The following is a 20483-nucleotide window of genomic DNA, read 5'->3' as shown; positions in this document are numbered from 1 at the left end:
TTTAATTATTTATAGAAAACCTATATTTGTTTGATTTTGTTAACATTATCAGGCACTAACCAACCAATTAAATGATTAAATATTACTGCCCCCCAATATTTATTGCGTTCTTTCTTTTTTCAGTTTCAGCATTTGCACAACATTCCGTAGAAGGAAAGGTAGTAGATACAGCCGGTAAACCGGTTTCTTTCGCGAATGTGATCCTTCTGAATGCTCAGGATTCCACCACCGTTTATAAAGGAGCGGTTTCAGCTGAAGATGGACGCTTCAGGCTCGAAGAAGTTCAGGAAGATCCTTATCTGCTCAAGGTAAGTTTTGTAGGTTTTGAAGATTTTCTACGAAAAATTGAAGTCCCTTCAAACAAAAAGATCCCCGCTGTGGTGCTCAAGGAAACAGCAGCCAGTCTTAATGAGGTCTCCATTAACTACAAGAACCCATCGATCAAAAGAGAGGTTGACCGCCTTGTTTTCAATGTGGAGAACACCAGTCTTTCCAGCGGCCAGACCTGGGACATCCTGAAAAAAACGCCGGGAGTGATCGTGGCGAATGACAACCTTCAGGTAAGGAACCAGGGGGTGCAGGTATATATCAATGACCGCAAGGTGCAGCTATCAGCTTCAGATCTTAAAACCCTGCTGGAGAACTATTCCGCAGAAAATATAAAGTCCATAGAAGTAATTACTACTCCACCGGCGCGGTATGATGCCGAAGGGGGAGCCATCCTTAACATTGTCACTTCCAAGGCTATTTCCACCGGGTATAAAGGGAATGTCAATATGGCCTATACCCAGGCAATTTATCCCAAATATACTTTTGGGACCAGCCATTACCACCAGACAGACAAACTGAATCTATTTGCTAATTACAGCTATTCCCCCAGGAAAGAGTTCAAGGAAGATGAGAGCTACATTAACTTCAAAAATGATGACGGGACTATGATCTCCCGGTGGGAAACAGATTTTGACCGTACCACCCGCTCAGATGCTCATAACGCAAACCTGATCCTTGATTACGACCTTAATGACAAGAACATCCTGAGCTTTTCATCAAATTTCACCCTTTCCCCGAACAAGACCTTTGATAATAATGTACATACGACTATTACCAAAATGGGGCAGGGGAATGAGCAGTTCTCTCCAGATTATTTTACCACCGTAAGTGAGCTGGAAGAAGATCTCATGAACCTTGCTTTTGACCTGGAGTATAAACACCTCTTTGAGAAACCGGGGGCACAGATCTCTGCAAAAGCCCATTTTACAAGGTATGAACAGGACAGGCTTCAGGATGTGGCCACTTCAAACTACGAAACAGGGGATATCTTTATTAATTCCAACAGGTTCTATACAGATGCCATGCAGGAGATCAACATCTTCACCGGGCAGGTTGATTATATGACCCCTCTGGGACAAACAAGTTTTGAAACGGGAGCTAAGGCTTCAATAATCAGTTCTCTCAGCGGAATACAGTTCTTTGACTCCACTGAAGGAGAGACAGTTTACAATCCTCAGCTTTCTGACCAGTTCACCTATGATGAAAATATTTACGCAGGTTATATAAGTCTTGCCCGTGAATGGGAAAAATGGAGTGTAAAGGCAGGATTACGGGGAGAGCTAACCGACCGGAAAGGGTTTTCCAGGTCTATGCAGCAGGAAGACAGTTACGACTATTTTGACCTGTTTCCAACATTCTATTTACAGCATACGATTTCTGAAGATCACAGCCTGTCATTTGACTATAGCCGCAGGATACAACGCCCACGTTATGGAAGCCTCAACCCGTTCAGGTATTTCCTTAATGAGTATGACTACAACTCGGGTAATCCAGATCTGGAGTCGGCCATCAGCGATAATTTCACTTTAAGCTACAGCCTTAAAAATCAGTATTTCTTCGATCTTTATTACAGGGATAACGGCGGCTATCCGCACACCTTAAGTTTCCAGGACAATAACAATTTCACCCTGCGACGGGTAGCGGTAAACCTTCTGGAAAGCACTTCCTACGGACTGGATATCAGCCATGGCCGCTCTGTTGCCAACTGGTGGTATGCCTCATTTTACGGCTCTGTATTTCATGAAGAGCAGAAATTCCTGGCTCTGGAAAGTAATAATGCCGAGGTCACCAATGAGATCGATGCATACTATGCAAGCCTCTACAACAGTTTTATCCTTTCAAAGGACGGGACCTTTTCGGGAGAACTCATTTTCACTCATGTTTCAGACTGGATCACCGGTTCCTATAATTTAGACCCCATGACCACTTTGTCCATTGGTTTCAGAAAGACCCTTTGGGACAACCGCGCTGAGATCACCCTAAACCTTGAAGACATCCTAGATCAAACCAATACCTGGATGACTTCCCGTTATCTCAACCAGGATAATGGCTTTTTTGCCGAACCCGAGAGCCGCTATGTGCGCGTAGGATTTAAATACAACTTCGGGAATTTCAGGTTGAGCGATAATCAAAGGGCTATTAATGCAGAGGAGAGGGATAGGCTTTAAAATGAATAAGGTATAAGGTATACTGTATAATATATTTTATAACCTGATTCTTTGAGGTTTTGCGATCTGCGAAAATCCGCGGGATTTCCGGGAAATAGTAAATTCCAAATTACAAGCACCAAATTCCAATTGTAATCACTTTCTGTGCCCTCTGCGGAAAATTTTTGCGGTCTTAACGTGAAATTTTTTCGTTTGTAATGAAGGAGATTGCTTCGTCGGTTTCCAACCTCCTCGCAATGACAGAATACAGTAATTCTATGACCTCTGCGTCCCTTTGTATGAAATAAGGCTAAAAAATTGATCTGTGAAAATCTGCGGTATCTGCGGGAAAAAGTAAATTCCAAATTCCAAGCACCAAAATTTTTCCGTTTTGCCCCAACCCTAAAAGCCTGCCTGCCGTTAGGCGGGGGGAGGCGGAAAAATTCTGCGTTCTTTGCGAAAGACCTTTGCGGCCTTTGCGTGAAATTATTTTCGCTTATAAAGAAGGAGATTGCTTCGTCGGTTTCCAACCTCCTCGCAATGACAGTACACAATATTTTTAATCTCTTTGCTCTCTGTTTGAAATCTTTGATCACCACCTCTTTGAGATAACTTTCTTTCGATAACTTACTTTTCTTGTAGTTCCCTGAAATTCATTATTTTTGCAGCCTTAAAAACAATTGAATTGGCTAAAATAGGAAACATAGATGTAGGAGAATTTCCATTGTTGCTGGCACCAATGGAAGACGTGAGCGATCCGCCATTTCGCGCCCTTTGCAAGGAGCACGGCGCTGATGTTGTTTATACCGAGTTTATTTCTTCGGAAGGGCTTATTCGTGATGCCGCCAAAAGTGTCATGAAATTGGATATCTACGAAAAAGAACGTCCCGTGGGCATCCAGATCTTCGGGGCCAACCTGGAATCCATGTTGCAGTCGGTAGAGATCGTCGAAAAGTCGGGACCAGATATCATTGATATAAACTTTGGTTGCCCCGTGAAAAAAGTGGTTTCCAAAGGTGCCGGTGCCGGGATCTTAAAAGATATTCCGCTGATGGTCTCCCTGACCGAAGCCATGGTAAAGCATACCAAGCTTCCGGTGACGGTAAAAACCCGCCTGGGCTGGGACAGTGATTCTATAAAGATCGTGGAGGTTGCCGAAAGGCTTCAGGATGTGGGAGCCGCCGCAATTTCCATTCACGGTCGTACCCGCGTGCAGATGTACAAGGGGGAGGCCAATTGGACGCCTATTTCCGAAGTAAAGAACAATCCGCGGATGCATATCCCCATTTTTGGGAACGGAGACGTTGACACCCCCGAGAAGGCGATGGAGATGCGCGACAAGTTTGGACTCGACGGCGCGATGATTGGTCGTGCCAGCATTGGGTATCCATGGTTCTTTAGGGAAGTGAAGCACTTTTTTGAGACAGGGAAACACTTAGCCCCGCCAAGCCTTGAGGAGCGTATAGATGCTGCCCGCAGGCACCTGCAAATGGCAATCGACTGGAAAGGGGAGAAGCTGGGGGTTTTCGAGACCCGAAGGCATTATACCAATTACTTCAAGGGCATTCCGCATTTCAAGGAATACCGACAAAAAATGGCTACCAGTGACGATGCTGCAGATGTGTTTGCTGCCTTTGATGAGGTGGAAAGAGATTTTGCCGGTTACGAATTCGCTTAAGCGAAAAATTCCAAATCTCAAGCACCAAATTTCAAGCACCAAATTCCAAGCACCAGATTCCAAGCACCAGATTCCAAAAAGTGCACTTAAATTTTTCCGTTTTGCTCGGCCCTAAAAACCTGCCTGCCGATAGGCAGGGGAGCCGGAAAAATTCTACGGAAAAATGTAGTGTAAATTCAGGATTCGTCAATCGGTAAATTTTATCTGCGGTCATCAGCGAAATCTGCGGGAAAAGTATCTAAAATTCCAAATTCCAGGCACCAAATTCCATAATGGTTAATTGGAGAATAGTTAATCGGGGATTGGTTAAACACCGCATCTCTTAGTGCTCTCAATTTCAGCTTATTTTGCTTTGTGTGAAAAAAAGGAAAATGTTATTTGATTTTTGGTTGTCCACTGTCCACCGTCTAAACCAGGGCTTTCTTACTCCGGCTGGCGGCAATATAAGAAGCCGCCATACCCAGACCGGTAATAGTAACGAGCACGATCATAATATTTTCCCAAGTAATACTTACGGGATAAGGTAAACTTGGGGTGATCATGACCAGGTTGTATTTCAGCTGCAGAAAGATAAGTCCAATGGAACTCAGCAGGCCAATAATGCCACCCAGAAGGGTCATAAATACCCCCTGCGCAAAAAAGATATTCCGGATTTGATTCGGGGTAGCCCCAAGGCTGTGCAAGGTTTTAATATTATCCCGTTTATCCAGGATCACCATGATGATAGAGCCCACCACATTGAAAAGCGCGATGATCAACACCAGGGTGAAAATTAGGTAAACCGCGAGATTTTCGGTATTCAGCATTTTATAGAGAGCGTCGTTCAGCTGCGCCCGGTTCTTGATCTGCACTTGCTGGTTAAGTACGGCGGCGATCTGTTTCTTTACGGTTTCCGGGCTGGCTGCAGGGGTAAGCTTTACTTCCAGGGCACTTATCTCATCGGGTTTCAGCTCCAGGAGTTCCCTTGCAAAAGAGATGGATGAAAAAAGGTATTTATCGTCCAGCTCCTCGTTGATGCTGTAAATACCCGAAGCTATTGCGTTCATGGAGTTAAACGCGTTGGTAGGATCAGTGATCTGGCCCGTTCCCGGACGTGGGACAAGGATCTCCAGCAGGCCCGAATAATCGAACGGCCCCAAAGATAGTTCCCTGGAAATGTTGTTGCCAACCACCACCTGTGCTTCTCCCTTAGCAAACCAGGCCCCAAAGACTACCGCGCTGTCCAGCCTGTTCACCCTCAGGTAATTCTCGTCTACTCCCTTGATGTAGGCTGTTTTATTCTTCGATTTAAAGTCCAGAAATACCCGTTCTTCAATAACTTCTGAAAATTGGGAGATCCCCTCGATATTCTGGAGTCGTTGTTTTTCTTCGGAAGAAAGTAAAAAGGTTTTCCCCGTTTCCGGAAGTATTTTTAAATCAGGGTCGTATTGATTGGAGAAGGAAAGGCTGAAATCTTTTAATCCTGCAAAACCTGAAAGTACGATGAACAGGGAGAAAGCCCCCGCGAAAACCCCAATAGCCGCAATAAAAGTGATAATATTGATGGCGTTATTGCTGCTTTTGGAAAACAGGTAGCGCCGGGCTATGTAAAAGGGGAAATTCAAGTGTTAGGATTTTTTCCTTCTGGAAAGCAGGTCCCGGTCTTCAATAGGGTTTTCATCACCTTTAATAGATTTCTCAATGTTCTCAATATAATCCAGTGAGTCGTCGATGAAGAATTCCAGGTTAGGCATACGTCGCAGTTGATTCCTGGTGCGCTGCGCCAGTTCATGTTTTATCTGGGGCTTAAGGATATTCAGGTCCTTGAGCAGCTCCGGGGCGTTCTTGGCCGGAAAAATACTCAGATAGGCTTTAGCCTGAGAAAGATCTGTAGTTACTTTCACTTTAGAAACAGAGATCAATATTCCCGTCTTCCCCGCATCCCTCAGGTGTGCCTGCAGTATTTCTGCCAGGTCCTCCTGCAATACTCCGCCAATTTTTTTCTGTCTGTTCGTTTCCATAACGCAAAAATAACATTTTTAAATGTGATTATTCTTAAATTCGTCTACACATAGCTATTGGCTGTTAGCCATTCGCTATTAGCCTTTGTCTGTTTTTCACAAATAAAAATTACTTTTTAAATGGACAACCCACAACCGACAACCGTCAACTGAGAACTGACATCTGACAACTGAGAACTGACAACCGAGAACCGAAAACAAAAAACCAAATGAAAAAGATAGAACACATAGGGATCGCCGTAAAAGATCTGGAAGCTGCCGGGAAGATCTATGAGACTCTGCTGAACACCGACTGTTACAAGACCGAAAAAGTAAAAAGTGAAGGCGTCGAAACCGCTTTTTACCAGGTAGGGGAGAGCAAGATCGAATTGCTGGGAGCCACCACCAAGGAAAGTCCCATAGCAAAGTTCCTGGAGAAGAAAGGGGAGGGCATCCACCATATCGCCTTTGCCGTAGATGATATTAAAGCCGAAATGGAACGCCTTAAAGGTGAGGGGTATGTGCTGCTGAATGAGGAACCTAAAAAAGGAGCCGACAATAAGCTGGTAGCTTTTCTTCACCCGAAGTCAGCAAATGGCGTGCTGGTAGAGTTATGCCAGGAGATCGTGGAAGAGCCCGAACGCATTCCCGAAGGGGATGAGGTATGGGATGCCTGACTAAAAATATATTTTTGAAATGCTTGTTAGGTAAGAAGCAATTATCTAAATTTGCACCCTCATAACACCAATGAGCCGGTCCTATAGCTCAGCTGGTTAGAGCACCTGACTCATAATCAGGTGGTCCCTGGTTCGAGCCCAGGTGGGACCACTTTTAATGCTTGCAAAGCCCTATAAACAGTACGTTTGTGGGGCTTTTTTTTTGCAGGGGACGAATTAAGTCTCTTTAATATTTCAAGGAGTTCAGTTCGATAATAATCACTTACTTCTGAAAATCCTTGTTCTCAATGAATTACCATATTATTGCCCTCAGCAGTAATTTGTTTTAATGGATTTCCAAGTTTTTTTAACCTAAAAGATTTCCTACACTTTTTTAATCCCGATCTCCTTTCAAATCATAAAATTTTTCTGTCAAAAACTATATTAAAGGAGCCCTGAGAGCCCTTTATTCTGTTAAAAGAAGGATAATTTGTAGGAAATATTCGACTTTAACCTTTTATAAGTCAGATTAATACGACAGAATTTTAGGTTTTCTTATAGAACAGGCCTCTTACCTTTACACCTGTAAAAACCCGGTGTTTTGTGAAAGTCACAAAGTCGGCCGTGGAATTTTAACACAGTATTTATTAACCATTCTAATTTAATTAAACAAAAACCTATGAAAAACTCCAAAATCTACCTCGCGTTTCTTGCAGTATTCGCGCTGATCTTTACCTCCTGTAGCAAAGATGAGACAGGGATGGAATCCAACACAGAAAAAGCTACCCTTTCATTTGGGGCTATTGTAGCCGATCTGGCTAACAACTCTACCAACAAACAATCTGACGTCGGCGATTTGCCCCAATGTTCTGATGCCGCTGCTTCCTACGTGGAGATCGTTTTGATGCAGGGTGATGAATACATCATTGGTGAAGACGCTCCTTATAGAGTTGATCTTGCCGAAGGGCAGATTTTCACTAAAGAAGATGCAGCCCTGGAACTTGAGCCGGGTCAGTATACCTTAGAACATTTCGCTTCCTATGATGCCGAAGGAGAACTTATCTGGATCGCTCCAAAAGGCGGGGTCCTGAAAGAATTTGTTGACGCTCCCCTTCCTTTGACTATCGACCTTGGTGCCGGAGTTAAGAAGTATGTTGATGTATCTGTTCTTTGTTATGATGACAGGGATGTGAATGAATACGGATACCAATTCTTCGAGTTCAACACTACCAAAGCACTTGAATTTTGCTTCTTTGCAAATTACTGTGCCCCTGATGGAAGACACTACCCTGCGAGATATTCGGTTGAATTCTCAGTTGACGGAAATGTGATCTATGAAGCCGAAGAGAACATCAATGATACAGGTGTGAACGAATTCGGAGACAATTATGCAAGCCCTATTTGTTTTGCACTACCTGATCTATCCAGATTCGCAGATGATGAAGAGTATATTGACTATACGGTTACCCTTCTTGATTCTGAAGGAGTATATGATGCTCCTGAAAATATGGTGATCACCGGAAGCCTTAGCAGAAACGAGATCAAAGCTAACTTTGACGGATCTGACAATGTGGACTATGAGCACCTTAGATTTGGTTGTGACGGTGAAGTACCGGCAAATGACAGCGATGATGACGGGGTGGCAGATGATGAGGACAACTGTCCAAATACCTACAACCCGGGTCAGGAAGATGCTGACAACGACGGTATAGGTAACGCCTGTGAAGAAGAAGACAACGGAACCGGCGATAATGACGGTAACGATAATGATGGTAATGAAGATGGTGACGAAGATGAAGACGGTGAAGACAACGGTGAAGTAGCCGAAAATTGTGATACCGCTTACATGTTTGGGGACAATGAACTTAACGATCTTGGACTCTATACCGGAGGTAACTGGGGTTGGGGACTTGTTCTTGACGAAGATGCCTTTGATGATGAGTATTATGAAGGTGACGGAGTTTGGAGATTCCCATTCTATGCAGGAGCCGGACAAAATGATACCTCAAAAGGTTGGGAAGCCGGTTATATCGTGATCACTCTTGACGGAGAAAATCTTGATGTAGATTTCGATCTGAATGATGGTGTAACTCTTAATGAATCACATATCTATGTAGGATCTGACTGGCCTGCAAGTGATGCGCCGGGACAGTTTGACATGGGAACCGATTCTTTCACTGTAGGTGATACACCTCATATCATAGTACACGCAGAAGTATGTGGTACAGATGAAGATTAATTCTTTATTAAACTAGAAATCCAAACTACTGTACCCGGTACAGCAGTTAGGCAAGGTGGGAGCTCTTTTTGGGCTCCCACTTTTTTTGTTTCGAATTCAAAGAGAGCCTGCAGTTTGATTTAAGACTCAAAAAACTCATCTATAAAACCTCTTTTTTGAATCCAGATAACTCATACCATCAGAATCCCCGGCAGGATTTCCCGATGGTTTGAACCAGCTTTTTACCCGGTTGTAATCCAGGTAATAGGAAATTCGAAGGGAGAGACTGTTCACCTGCGGCTGCTCAAAGAGATTCCTGAAGTTATCGCCTATGTTGATGTGGGAGCGGCCCAGGTAACTGTCTGTGGCATTGCGGTACAGGAGCGTCATCTGGCTTCCCGGGGCGAACCACCAGGAGAAGCGCAGGTCTAAATTCCAGCTGTTGTAGGTGGTATTGAAATCGTCGTTTCTCGGGCCGTAGTAGCTGAGTTCGCCGTCCTCCTGCAAGGTGTAGAATTCCGTATAGAACACTTCGGAATAATAATGCCTGAAAGCAAGGTTGAGTCCCATTTTATTATTGAAGATATAATTCGCCCCCACGGAATTCACTATGGTGTTACGATCCCGTTGCCCAAACAAAATATCGTCTTCCAGGAAATCAACAAAACCTTCTTCCTTATCAGAAAGTCTTACATTGGTTGACAGTTGTAGCTTGAACTTATCTGAAAACCGGTACCTCGGATTAAAATCAAAGATAAGATCTCCGCGGCCGCGTTCATCATATTTATACCAGTCGGCCGTCGCCTGTACCACAAATTTCTTCCTGAAATCTGTATTGAACCACAGCCACTGGTCGTAGTAGGCAGGAATTTTAAAATAAAGTCCGTCCACCCTGGGTTCGTATATGTCGTTGGTGCCAATGGGAGTGGTCTCAAAACCACCACCAAAATTGAAAAATTCTTTGGTGGTGAAGCTGGAGTTGAAGTTGAGTATCAATTTGCTGTGAAGATCGGGCTCCAGGCGACGCTCGTGAACCGTCACAAAATTGAGGTACATGTTGTTGAGAAAACCTTTGGGTTGTAATAACCGGCGCTGGTACAGACCCTGGTACCGCGCATAATTCGTGGCGCTGGAATAACCCAGGTCATTGATGTCATAATCTTTGGTGCGCAACTGGAAATTAAGATCGGCCCTGTTCTTTCCGCTTATTTTGGAAAGCCCGGCCGCCGCCTCCAGTCCGGCTTTTGTTTCATCTTCCATGACCCAGCTGCCTTCCAGTCCCGTAAAGTAGCTGTAGGTGTTGTTCTTATTGGTGTGGTTGAGGTAAAGCCCCGTTGCATTCGCGTCCCTGAAATGGCCTTCGCGCGTGGTGTTGGTATTGACCAGCGCAACAGAAGAATTATCGCCGTAGCGTTGATCCAGCACCAGGATGTTATAATTGGTAAAAGGTTCGATAAGTTCCCGGCGCGTATCTCCGGTTTCCCTGTTTTCTACCGTCACGTAAGTCTTTTCGGTAATGGCATTAAAAAAACCTATTCCCAGGCCGCCATCTGTACGCCCTGAAACCTTTAAAGCATTTATGAGATCTACGGAAGTGGGAAAGTTGACGATCTCCTCTTCTTCGGAAAGAGCTACTCTTCCAAACGGTGCCCCGCCTACCCTTCGGGAATAGAAGAGGTTGCCTTTCGTGAATAATTCGGTTCCTTCCGTAAAAAAAGGCCGTTGCTCATCATACTGCACCTCAAAAGCTGAAAGATTCAGCACAGATTCATCAAATTTGGTCTGGCCAAAATCGGGCACCAGGATCATATCCAGCGTAAAAGCGTCATTAATGCCGTATTTGAGGTCCATTCCGCCGTTAACGTTCGTAGTGGTTTCCCCGTCGTAATTATTGAGGTAAGTGGAAATATACGGCTGCACTGAAAGTCGGGTAGGGGTTTGGACATTCTCGATCCCGTGGATCTCGCCGTCGTAAATTGAATAAGAACCTTTGGCAGTATTGATTGGGCTCCAGCTGTATCGGGTTCCTGCGCGTTTGAATTCCCTTTCCATTTGCAAGCCCCACTCCTGGACGGCTTTTTCGGGAAACCTCAGTTCAGAATAAGGAATAAAGATCTCGGCGGTCCACCCGCGGTCATTAAAATCTACCCCACTGTACCAAATGGCATTCCAGGAAGAGTCTTCAGAACCGTTGGTCATCTTGGCGTCATACTGAACACCGGCAGCCGTAACTATGAACTGCATGCTCTGTTGACGGTCGTTATAGCCGTTTAGCAGGACAAAAAAGAAATCGTCATTACCAATGTCGTCACGCTCGGTAAGTTCTTTTCTTATTTCTGAAGGATTGGGGTCGAGCATCTCTGCCCCAAAATATACCCCCAGGTCATCGTATACTATTTTAACGGTGGTTGCCAGGCTGTCGGGGATGGGTCTCCCGTTATTTGGCAGGCGTTCCACAAAATTTGTGGCAACTGAGGCGTTCTTCCATGCGGCATCATCCAACTTTCCGTCGATCTTCGGGGATTCCACGATGCGTTTTATGTGTATTTGTTTCCGTTGAATGCTGTCTGTTTCCTGAGCGAGAGCTGAAATGCTTAAGACCAGGAAAAGGGCTGTAAAGATTGATTTCATTGATGACTTTAATAATAAAGACTACAAAAAAACGAAGTTGTTTCAGTTATTCAGGTTTTTTTTTGACAAAATTTAATAAAATGTATCAAAAACAGAATTTTTCAGGAAGTACCTTATTTATATGTCTAAACTCCAGGCCTTATCAAAATCATACTTCTGTCAATTTTTTATTCTGAAGCGCAGCATCTTTTGTAACTTCGAAAGGTGATATTTAATCAAAAATATTTCCTGGTGGCAGTAATCCTTTTCTTTACAGAGGTTTTTATTGCTGTTTTTGTCCGCGATACTTTTCTAAGGCCTTATGGCGGGGATTTTCTGGTGGTGTTCTTCCTGTATTGCCTGCTCAAGAGCTTCTTTAGAATACCCGTCAAAAAAGCCCTTTTTGGGGTGCTTCTATTTGCCTTTTTTATAGAGGGGCTGCAGTATCTTGAACTCGCAAAAATTATGGGTTTGGAGGGAAATTCAATTGCAGTGACCGTACTTGGTAACCATTTTGAATGGCTAGATATGCTACTTTATTCTTTGGGAGCACTGTCGGTTTTCCTGCTGGAGAAGGTAAGGGTTTCTTTTCCCCGAAACTCTGCTATCAGAGAATGATCTTTTCAATGATTTCGATCTAAGACCAGGTAAAAAACCCTCCACGTTAAGTTAAATCGAAGCCAAAATTCAATACCCATTCCCGGAAAACAATTGTGAGAACCTTGGCAGGCTTTAGGAACTCCATGTAATACCTTGAGGAAGATTTAATCCTACAACCTATGCTACATGCCATTTGTTATATAAGCACGGCTTCTTCAGATTTTAATGATACTGAGATCGCAGGCCTAATGGCAAAATGGAAGCAGAAAAACAGCGATCTCGATATCAAAGGGATCCTGCTTTTCTCTGTCGGAAATTTTTTCCAGGTGCTGGAGGGGGAGAAGGCTAAAGTGCTCGAATTATTTTCAGGAGTTATGAAAGACACCCGGCATACCAGTATTATTCAGGTGTTGGGCCAGGATGTTGTCAAGGGATCTCTGGATGGTTATAAAACCGAACATATAACCCGAAATTTCTCCCGGCCCGATCTTATCAGGGATTATTGTGAAGCTGTAAAAGGAATGGACCGTACGATCCAGGAACAGCTCAAAAAATTTCTCGAGACCTTTATAGACACCCGGGTGTTTTAGACAAATAAAAAACCCGCCAAATTTGGCGGGTTCTTCAGTTTAAAAGAAAGAAATATTTACATTTTCACATCTTCAAGCTCAATTTCTTCTCCCTGTTTGTTGAGTAACTTCACTTCATCAAAGCCCATTTCTTTGAACTGCTCAAATTGAGTAGCGGCATCACCTACCACGAGATAAGCCATTTTTGACTCATCAAGGTATTTGTTAGCCAGTTCTTTGTGCTGTTCAAGGGTAAGGGCACCAATTACTTCCTCTTCTTTCTCAATATATTTTGGATCAAGATCATAGGCGCTCATTTCCTGCAGCATTCCCAATAAGGAATTCTGGGTCTCAAACCTGCGGGAATTAGATTTGATCAGGGCATTTTTGGTGAATTCGAGGTCTTCAGGAGTAATGCCTTCTTTGTATTTGGCGATCTCATCCCTGAAGATACCTACAGATTCCCCGGTGGTGTTGGTACGCACACTGGAAGAAGCCGTAAAGGTTCCCGGGATCTTTGATCCGCTAAAGCCAGAACGTGCCCCGTAGGTATAACCTTTTTCTTCACGAAGAATAAGGTTCACATTTCCGGAGAAAGAACCTCCCAACTTGTAGTTCATCACCTCGGCAGGGAAGAAGTCTTCGCTGGTGCGAGGCAGTGCAATGTATCCTATGTTGATGACCGACTGTTTTGCGTTGGGCACATCTACAAAATAAAGGGATGCTTTGTCGCGGGTGTTGGTGATCTCAAACTCAGGAATAGATACTTCTTTAGCTTCCCATTTCTCTTCCAGGCCTTCAATGGCTGCAAGGGCTTCATCTTTTGAAACGTCACCTACCACATGGAAACGGCTTACAGATGGGGAGAAGTACTTGTTATAATAATCCTTAAGGTCCTGCATGGTAATCGCCTCTACAGATTCCTCTGTACCCAGGGTTGGATAAGCGAAGGGATGTCCTTCCCCATACAATATCTTATTGTAAACCTCGCTGGCTATTCTTTCAGGGTTGGCCTGATTTCTCTTGATGCTGTTGATGGTGCTGGTCTTGATACGCTCCAGCTCTTTCTCATCCCAACGTGGTTCAAGAAGGATCTCCTGTACCAGCGCCATGGTCTCATCGAAATTACGTTTCAACGTATTCCCTCGTAAGACGATAGATTCATTGGTGGTGTACATGTTGATATTGGCACCTAACAGGTCAATTGCCTCCTCAAGTTCTGCCGGAGTCTTGTTGGCAGTACCTTCCATCAGAATGTCAGACATGAGGTTAGCCACCCCGTTTTTATTGAGGTCATCCAGTAAATGTCCGCCTTCTATTACGAGGCTGAAAGTCACTAACGGAATTTCATTTTGCTCAATTCCGTAGGCTTCAAGTTGGTTATCCATTTCAACGATCCATGAATCCGGTACATTAAGACCTGGTGCAGTTCCCATTTCAGGCTGCACAGAGCGGTCAAAAGAAGAAGGGGTCTTCTGGATCTCCTCCTGTTCGGTTTCGGCTACTTCGGTCTCTACATTTTCAGTGATCTCTTCTTCGACCACTTCGGCCTTTTCAGAATTTTCAGTAATAAGCTCTACCTGTCCTTTAGGAACAAAGCTGGTCATTACATAAGGCTTGCCTTTAATGTATGTTTCATACACCCGCATCACATCTTCTTTGGTCACCGCTTTGATATTGGCGATATCCTTTTCTATATATCCGGGATCTCCCGCGAAAACATCATACTGGGCCAGGTTGAAAGATTTTCCAAGAACACTGCTTATGCCGTTATAAAAATCTGTTTCCAGTCCGGCTTTTATGCGCTCCATGTCTTTCTCTGTCACTCCTTCTTTTTCAAAAAGGGTGAAAGCTTCGTTGATCCCGGCTTCTAGACTATCAAGATCTACTCCTGCATTTGCGGTTACCATGATGCGGAATTTTCCGGCAATCTGGGCTGCACCGTTGAAGGCGTAAGGTTGAGAGGTCACTTTCTTCTCTTCTACCAGCACTTTGTAAAGCGGGGCTGTTTTTCCGTCGGAAAGTATCTCCCCAAGGAAATCAAGAGCGTAAGCATCTTTGGTGTATTGTTCTACTGTAGGCCAAACCATGTTTAGTTGCGGAGCAGTAGCGAAATTGTCTTCGTGGTACAGTCGCTTGGTCTCATCAAGAGTTACGGTCTGCACTTCAAGAGGCTCTACTTCCTGGCGTTTTTTGATCTCTCCGAAGTATTTTTCGATCAATTCTTTGGCCTCATCTTTATCAAAATCTCCGGCAAGTACTAAAGTGGCGTTGTTGGGACCGTAGTATTTGTCATAAAATTCCTTTACATCTTCTACGGTGGCGTTCTGAAGGTCTTCAAGCTCCCCAATTACCTGCCAGCTATATGGATGTCCGTCAGGGTAAAGGTGCTTGTCGATCACCCAGTTGGTATGTCCGTAAGGGTTGTTATCTACGCGCTGGCGCTTTTCGTTCTGTACTACCTCCTGCTGGTTTGCAAAAGCAGATTCGGTTACCGTATTAATAAGGTAACCCATACGGTCAGACTCCAGCCACATTACCATTTCAAGTGCATTTTTAGGAACTACTTCATAGTATATGGTTCCGTCTTGCCAGGTACCACCGTTAAGGGTACCACCGGCATCCTGGATCTTTTTGAAGAACTGGTCCTGCCCAACGTTCTCAGATTCCTGGAATAACATGTGTTCAAAAAGGTGGGCGAATCCTGTACGACCTTTTTTCTCCCGGTTTGAACCCACTCCGTATTGAATGGCTACGGAAACTATAGGGTCTGAACTGTCCTGATGGAGTACGACGTTAAGGCCATTCTCCAATTCGTATTTTTCGAAATCGATCGACAGGCCGTCCTGGTCTGTCTCCCCGATGTCTTTTCCTGTCATTGATTCACAGGAAACAAAAGCAATCATGACCAATGGCATAAAGAGTACCATTAGCCGGAATTTGATTTTTTTCATAAAATGAGTTTAGTTAAAAAATTTCTTAATAAAAACGTAATATACTAGGTATCTGTCGCATTCACAATAATATTGTTACAGGGAAGGTATGTGTTATATTTATTTCAATGGAAATTTCCGAAATGTCTATTCTGTGGTTCGCTTAGCTTCGCACGATTTTTATACCTTACCCGGCTTTATGGCTTTCGGGAATTTATACGCATTTTTGATTACTGTTGCCTCCGGGAATCCTCTTAGTGTTTGTATTTGAACTGCTTATAAAATTAAAACTTTGAGGAAATCTTAACACAAACCAATGTCCTTATTCAGAATATTTGTAGGTTATTTCCTAGAAAATATAAAAGTTCTTAATAATGCTATTTTTATTTTATATTTTTGGTATACAAGATATTATAGGTGAAGGCCTGCTCTCCAACAGGGATGAAGGACTGAATTTAAGACACTTCAATAAATAGGTTACATTTCCAATGGGGCGAAAAATTACATTTATTCTATTATTCGTTGCCTTTTTTGGGCTGCCATTATCTACCTATGCCCAGATGGGACAGGGACCTCCCGAGCCCACTTTAGAGGCTACTCAGGGAGCTGGAAGACCGCCATGTGGGGTAGGAAATGGAGGTAGTAACGGTAAAGGGGTGCCTCCCCCGGTAGGACTTTGCCTGCCCATCAATGATTACCTGCTGCCGTTATTCCTGGCCGGGATCGTGTTTGGTAGTTATAAGGTTTGGAGGATACAAAAGGCAGTTGATCAATGAAGCTCCAGCTGACTTTCTTTCTGAAAGATTAACGATAAAAGACAAATTTTATCGTTCCAACGTCCCCATTAAAGAGAGAATGAAGCAGTTTATCCTGTGCCTGTTTTTTCATGTTTGCAATAACCGGATGCGGCCGGTTCTCTAGAGAGGATACACCCATCCTGTTATGGATTACTCAGCCCACCTGTACTTTGCGGTAGTGGCATTGGGTGGATAAGGTCTTCATAAAGCAGAAAAAATACCTGCCAAGGGAGATCGATCTATAGGTTCTTATACTCTGTTAACCGTTTCACGTATTTACCTATCACATCAAATTCCAGGTTCACTGTCATTCCTGCCTGCAGGTTTTTGAAGTTGGTGTGCTCAAAAGTATAGGGAATGATAGCCACACTAAACTGATTCTTTTTTGAGTTCACCACGGTAAGGCTTACCCCATTTACTGTAATCGAACCTTTTTCTATAGTAATATTTTCTGGGGAAGGGTCGTATTCAAAATTGTATTCCCGGCTTCCGTTCATATTGGTCACACCCGTGCACACTGCAGTTTGATCTACATGGCCTTGTACGATATGCCCGTCAAGCCTCGCTCCAAGTTTCATTCCGCGTTCCAGGTTAACCAGGTCTCCTGTCTTTAGATCTTTCAGGTTGGTTTTGGACAGGGTCTCCTGAATGGCGGTAACCGTATAGGTGTCATCTTCAATTTCTACTACGGTGAGACATACCCCGTTATGGGCCACGCTCTGATCGATCTTTAGCTCGGGTGTCATTCGGGCTTTAACCTTTATATTGAGGTTCCCCTCCTTTTTCTCAAGGCCTTTTATTTCTCCCAGTTCTTCTATGATCCCTGTAAACATTTTACTATATATTGGTTACCTTTGCGGGGATAAAATTAAAACAAAAAACGGGGAACACTTATGAAGTCAGCCGAAAATATAAAAGTAGGGATCAGTATTGGGGATCTGAACGGGATTGGAAGCGAGATCGTGCTGAAGACCTTTGAAGATCAAAGGATGCTGGAGCTTTGTACCCCGGTGATCTTTGCTTCAGCCAAGACCATTTCTTTCCTGAAAAAGAAATACAATTCTGAGATCTCTATCCAGGGAGTTGATAATGCTTCCGAGGCTATAGATGGGAAGTTCAATGTGGTGAACGTTTGGAAGGAGAATGTCTCTGTCAACTTTGGGGAAGAAGATCCTAAGATAGGGGAGTTTGCCTTTCGCTCCCTTGAAGCTGCCACCAAAGCCCTAAAAGAAGGTTTGGTAGATGTGCTGGTCACGGCTCCCATTAATAAACATACCATACAGAGCGAGAACTTTCAGTTTCCAGGACATACAGATTATCTCGCGAAAGAGTTTAACGGGGAAAGTTTAATGTTGATGGTCACAGACACCTTAAAAGTTGGATTATTGACAGATCACGTACCGGTCAAGGATGTGGCTGCCGCTATAACACCCCAGCTTATTGAGAAAAAGGTAAATATAATTTATAAGACCCTTAAACAGGATTTCAGAATTCAGGAACCAAAAATAGCCGTGTTGGGTATTAATCCGCACAGTGGTGACGGCGGGGTTATAGGAAAGGAAGATGAGGACATCATGAAACCTACCCTGGAAAAGATGAGGAATAACGGGAAAATGGTTTTCGGACCGTACTCGGCCGACAGTTTCTTCGGAAGCGGGAATTACAAGAATTTTGACGCCATTATAGCTGCATACCACGACCAGGGATTGATCCCTTTTAAGACCTTATCCTTCGGAAGTGGAGTGAACTTTACTGCAGGGCTTGAAAAGGTAAGAACCTCGCCAGATCATGGTACTGCCTATGAGATTGCCGGTAAGAACGAAGCAGATCATCACTCTTTTAAAGAAGCTGTTTTTAAGGCTATTGATATCTTCAGGAACCGTGAAGAATATAAAGAACTTACCTCGAATGTGCTCAAAAAACAAAGCAAAAAGATATAAACAAAAATTTGTTTATAAAGAAGTTGCAATTCATTAATTTTTATATCTTTGCACCCGCCTTATCCCAAGGGAAAGGCACTCGAAACTGATGATGAAATGAGGAAATTGAAAGAGTTTACGATCCCTTTTGTTGGATTAAAACTAGGACAACACCGGTTTGAGTTCAATATTGACAACAAGTTCTTTGAACATTTTGAATACGATGAATTTAACGGTGCAGACGTTAAGGTTGATCTTCTTTTAGAGAAGAAAACAACCATGATGGAACTCACTTTTAAAGCATCGGGAACGGTAAACGTTTATTGTGATCTTACCAATGAACCTTATGACCAACCCATTGACAGCGAGCTGTTACTGGTTGTAAAATTTGGTGCAGAATACAATGACGACAATGAAGACCTTTTAATACTTCCGCATGGGGAGTATGAAGTCAATGTACAGCAGTATATTTATGAGCTTATTGTATTGGCCGTTCCGTCAAAAAGAGTTCACCCCGGGGTGCTTGATGGCTCCCTAAGGTCTGAAGTACTTGAAAAACTTGACGAACTGAGTCCGGGAGAAAAAGAAGTCACAAAAGAAGAGGACATTGATCCTCGTTGGAACAAATTGAAGAATTTATTAAACGATAAATAATACGCAGCCATGGCACATCCTAAGAGAAAGATCTCGAAAACGAGAAGAGATAAAAGAAGAACGCATTATAAAGCAACTGTTCCTCAAATTGCTACAGATCCTACAACAGGAGAAGCACATTTGTATCACAGAGCTCACTGGCATGAAGGTAAACTTTATTACCGTGGCCAGGTATTAATTGACAATACTGAAGAAGTAGAAGCTTAATCATTAAAGAGCTTTGAAAATTATACAAAACTCTCACATTGTGAGAGTTTTTTGTTTTATGTTGAATAAGTGCTAAAAACACCTTAATTTGCACCGCTGTAAAATGAAGTTTTAGTACATTCCTGTTCTGAGGGTGGTCTAAGCTTTTGATTACCAAGTGCATAAAAAACATTTTATGAGTAAAACAACAGCAGCGATTACCGCTGTGGGCGCATATGTACCTGAATTTGTATTGACCAATAAGATCCTGGAGACCATGGTCGATACCAATGACGAATGGATCACCTCAAGAACAGGGATCAAAGAGCGCCGCATTCTTAAAGACCCTGAAAAAGGAACTTCCTACCTCGCCATAAAAGCTGCTGAAAACCTTATTGAAAAATCGGGGATCGATCCCTCAGAGATCGATCTTGTTATCCTCGCTACCGCCACACCAGACCTTCCGGTGGCAGCCACGGGAGTTTATGTAGCTACAAAAATAGGAGCCGTAAATGCTTTTGCTTATGACCTGCAGGCAGCCTGCTCGGGCTTTCTCTACGGAATGTCTACCGCAGCAGCTTATATAGAATCAGGGAGATATAAAAAAGTTCTGGTGATAGGAGCCGATAAAATGTCCTCAATAATTGACTATACAGACAGGACAACCTGTATCATCTTTGGAGATGGTGCCGGAGCTGTTTTGTTTGAGCCCAATGAAGAAGGGCTTGGGCTACAGGATGAGATCCTCAGAAGTGACGGTAACGGGCGTGAATTCCTTAAAATCACTGCCGGTGGCTCTGTATTACCGGCTACCGCACAGACAGTGGAGAATAAACAACATTATGTATTTCAGGACGGGAAAACGGTGTTTAAATTTGCCGTTACCAATATGGCCGACGTAAGTGCACAGATCATGGAACGCAACAAGCTTACCAATGAAGATGTAGACTGGCTGGTGCCACACCAGGCCAACAGACGAATTATTGATGCGACCTCCAGCCGAATGGGATTGGAGGATAAAAAAGTACTAATGAACATTCAGAGGTATGGTAACACCACATCGGCTACCTTACCGTTGTTGTTGAGTGATTTCGAAAAACAACTCAAGAAAGGAGATAATCTAATATTCGCCTCTTTCGGAGGAGGGTTCACGTGGGGCTCTGTCTATCTGAAATGGGCATATAATTCTTAATAACACCCAACACTA

General features: G+C 43.5%; 16 protein-coding genes and 1 tRNA gene. 12 read left to right on the top strand and 5 right to left on the bottom strand.

Annotated features, from left to right (window positions below):
- Positions 1 to 71 precede the first annotated feature (71 nt).
- Positions 72 to 2498, top strand: a complete 2427-nt coding sequence (locus ACFSTG_RS05475; protein WP_380749322.1) for an outer membrane beta-barrel protein — start codon at positions 72 to 74, stop codon at positions 2496 to 2498.
- A 664-nt stretch (positions 2499 to 3162) separates the two neighbouring features.
- Complete coding sequence (gene dusB / locus ACFSTG_RS05470) at positions 3163 to 4155, top strand: tRNA dihydrouridine synthase DusB (RefSeq protein ID WP_380749319.1); 993 nt, start codon at positions 3163 to 3165, stop codon at positions 4153 to 4155.
- Positions 4156 to 4562: 407 nt separating this feature from the next.
- Here dusB and ACFSTG_RS05465 read toward each other — a convergent pair whose 3' ends face one another.
- Both ACFSTG_RS05465 and rbfA read right to left on the bottom strand, forming a co-directional pair.
- A complete protein-coding gene (locus ACFSTG_RS05465; RefSeq protein WP_380749316.1) occupies positions 4563 to 5759 on the bottom strand; it encodes an ABC transporter permease in 1197 nt (398 codons plus the stop codon).
- A 3-nt stretch (positions 5760 to 5762) separates the two neighbouring features.
- Positions 5763 to 6155, bottom strand: a complete 393-nt coding sequence (gene rbfA / locus ACFSTG_RS05460) for a 30S ribosome-binding factor RbfA (RefSeq protein ID WP_380749313.1) — start codon at positions 6153 to 6155, stop codon at positions 5763 to 5765.
- A gap of 209 nt (positions 6156 to 6364) precedes the next feature.
- Here rbfA and mce point away from each other — a divergent pair, with 209 nt between their 5' ends.
- From mce to ACFSTG_RS05445, 3 genes are all read left to right on the top strand, one after another.
- Complete coding sequence (mce, locus tag ACFSTG_RS05455; RefSeq protein ID WP_380749309.1) at positions 6365 to 6811, top strand: methylmalonyl-CoA epimerase; 447 nt, start codon at positions 6365 to 6367, stop codon at positions 6809 to 6811.
- A 77-nt stretch (positions 6812 to 6888) separates the two neighbouring features.
- Positions 6889 to 6962, top strand: a tRNA-Ile gene (locus tag ACFSTG_RS05450).
- Positions 6963 to 7469: 507 nt separating this feature from the next.
- Entirely contained in the window at positions 7470 to 9029 is a 1560-nt protein-coding gene (locus ACFSTG_RS05445; protein ID WP_380749306.1) for a hypothetical protein, read from the top strand.
- Positions 9030 to 9164: 135 nt separating this feature from the next.
- Here the strand turns inward: ACFSTG_RS05445 and ACFSTG_RS05440 are convergent, their stop codons facing one another.
- The gene (locus ACFSTG_RS05440) at positions 9165 to 11639 is read right to left on the bottom strand and encodes a DUF5916 domain-containing protein (protein WP_380749303.1); all 2475 of its coding nucleotides are present in this window, start codon (positions 11637 to 11639) and stop codon (positions 9165 to 9167) included.
- Positions 11640 to 11870: 231 nt separating this feature from the next.
- Here ACFSTG_RS05440 and ACFSTG_RS05435 point away from each other — a divergent pair, with 231 nt between their 5' ends.
- The gene (locus ACFSTG_RS05435) at positions 11871 to 12236 is read left to right on the top strand and encodes a ribosomal maturation YjgA family protein (protein WP_380749301.1); all 366 of its coding nucleotides are present in this window, start codon (positions 11871 to 11873) and stop codon (positions 12234 to 12236) included.
- 161 nt (positions 12237 to 12397) lie between these two features.
- Positions 12398 to 12808 (top strand): BLUF domain-containing protein, encoded by a 411-nt coding sequence (locus ACFSTG_RS05430; protein ID WP_380749299.1) that lies wholly within the window; start codon positions 12398 to 12400, stop codon positions 12806 to 12808.
- Between the two features lie 56 nt (positions 12809 to 12864).
- On the opposite strand, the gene ACFSTG_RS05425 is transcribed toward ACFSTG_RS05430, so the two are convergent.
- Positions 12865 to 15741, bottom strand: coding sequence for a M16 family metallopeptidase (locus ACFSTG_RS05425; protein ID WP_380749296.1), 2877 nt, complete (start codon positions 15739 to 15741; stop codon positions 12865 to 12867).
- Between the two features lie 467 nt (positions 15742 to 16208).
- On the opposite strand from ACFSTG_RS05425, the gene ACFSTG_RS05420 reads away from it, so the two are divergent.
- Positions 16209 to 16496 (top strand): hypothetical protein, encoded by a 288-nt coding sequence (locus tag ACFSTG_RS05420; RefSeq protein WP_380749293.1) that lies wholly within the window; start codon positions 16209 to 16211, stop codon positions 16494 to 16496.
- Positions 16497 to 16756: 260 nt separating this feature from the next.
- Here the strand turns inward: ACFSTG_RS05420 and ACFSTG_RS05415 are convergent, their stop codons facing one another.
- Positions 16757 to 17350 (bottom strand): riboflavin synthase, encoded by a 594-nt coding sequence (locus tag ACFSTG_RS05415; RefSeq protein ID WP_380749290.1) that lies wholly within the window; start codon positions 17348 to 17350, stop codon positions 16757 to 16759.
- Between the two features lie 60 nt (positions 17351 to 17410).
- On the opposite strand from ACFSTG_RS05415, the gene pdxA reads away from it, so the two are divergent.
- The 4 genes from pdxA to ACFSTG_RS05395 all read left to right on the top strand — a co-directional run bounded on the left by pdxA (position 17411) and on the right by ACFSTG_RS05395 (position 20468).
- The gene (pdxA, locus tag ACFSTG_RS05410; RefSeq protein ID WP_380749287.1) at positions 17411 to 18457 is read left to right on the top strand and encodes a 4-hydroxythreonine-4-phosphate dehydrogenase PdxA; all 1047 of its coding nucleotides are present in this window, start codon (positions 17411 to 17413) and stop codon (positions 18455 to 18457) included.
- Between the two features lie 96 nt (positions 18458 to 18553).
- Positions 18554 to 19090 (top strand): YceD family protein, encoded by a 537-nt coding sequence (locus ACFSTG_RS05405; RefSeq protein WP_380749284.1) that lies wholly within the window; start codon positions 18554 to 18556, stop codon positions 19088 to 19090.
- Positions 19091 to 19099: 9 nt separating this feature from the next.
- On the top strand, positions 19100 to 19297 hold the full coding sequence (gene rpmF / locus ACFSTG_RS05400; RefSeq protein WP_343766486.1) for a 50S ribosomal protein L32: 198 nt from the start codon (positions 19100 to 19102) through the stop codon (positions 19295 to 19297).
- Between the two features lie 175 nt (positions 19298 to 19472).
- Positions 19473 to 20468 (top strand): beta-ketoacyl-ACP synthase III, encoded by a 996-nt coding sequence (locus tag ACFSTG_RS05395; RefSeq protein WP_380749279.1) that lies wholly within the window; start codon positions 19473 to 19475, stop codon positions 20466 to 20468.
- The last annotated feature ends 15 nt before the right edge of the window (positions 20469 to 20483 follow it).

The sequence above is a fragment of the Salinimicrobium flavum genome (assembly GCF_042684505.1).
Classification (GTDB): Bacteria; Bacteroidota; Bacteroidia; order Flavobacteriales; family Flavobacteriaceae; genus Salinimicrobium; species Salinimicrobium flavum.
The sequence above is the reverse complement of the archived record's forward strand: the minus strand, read 5'-3'. Positions and strand labels throughout refer to the sequence as shown.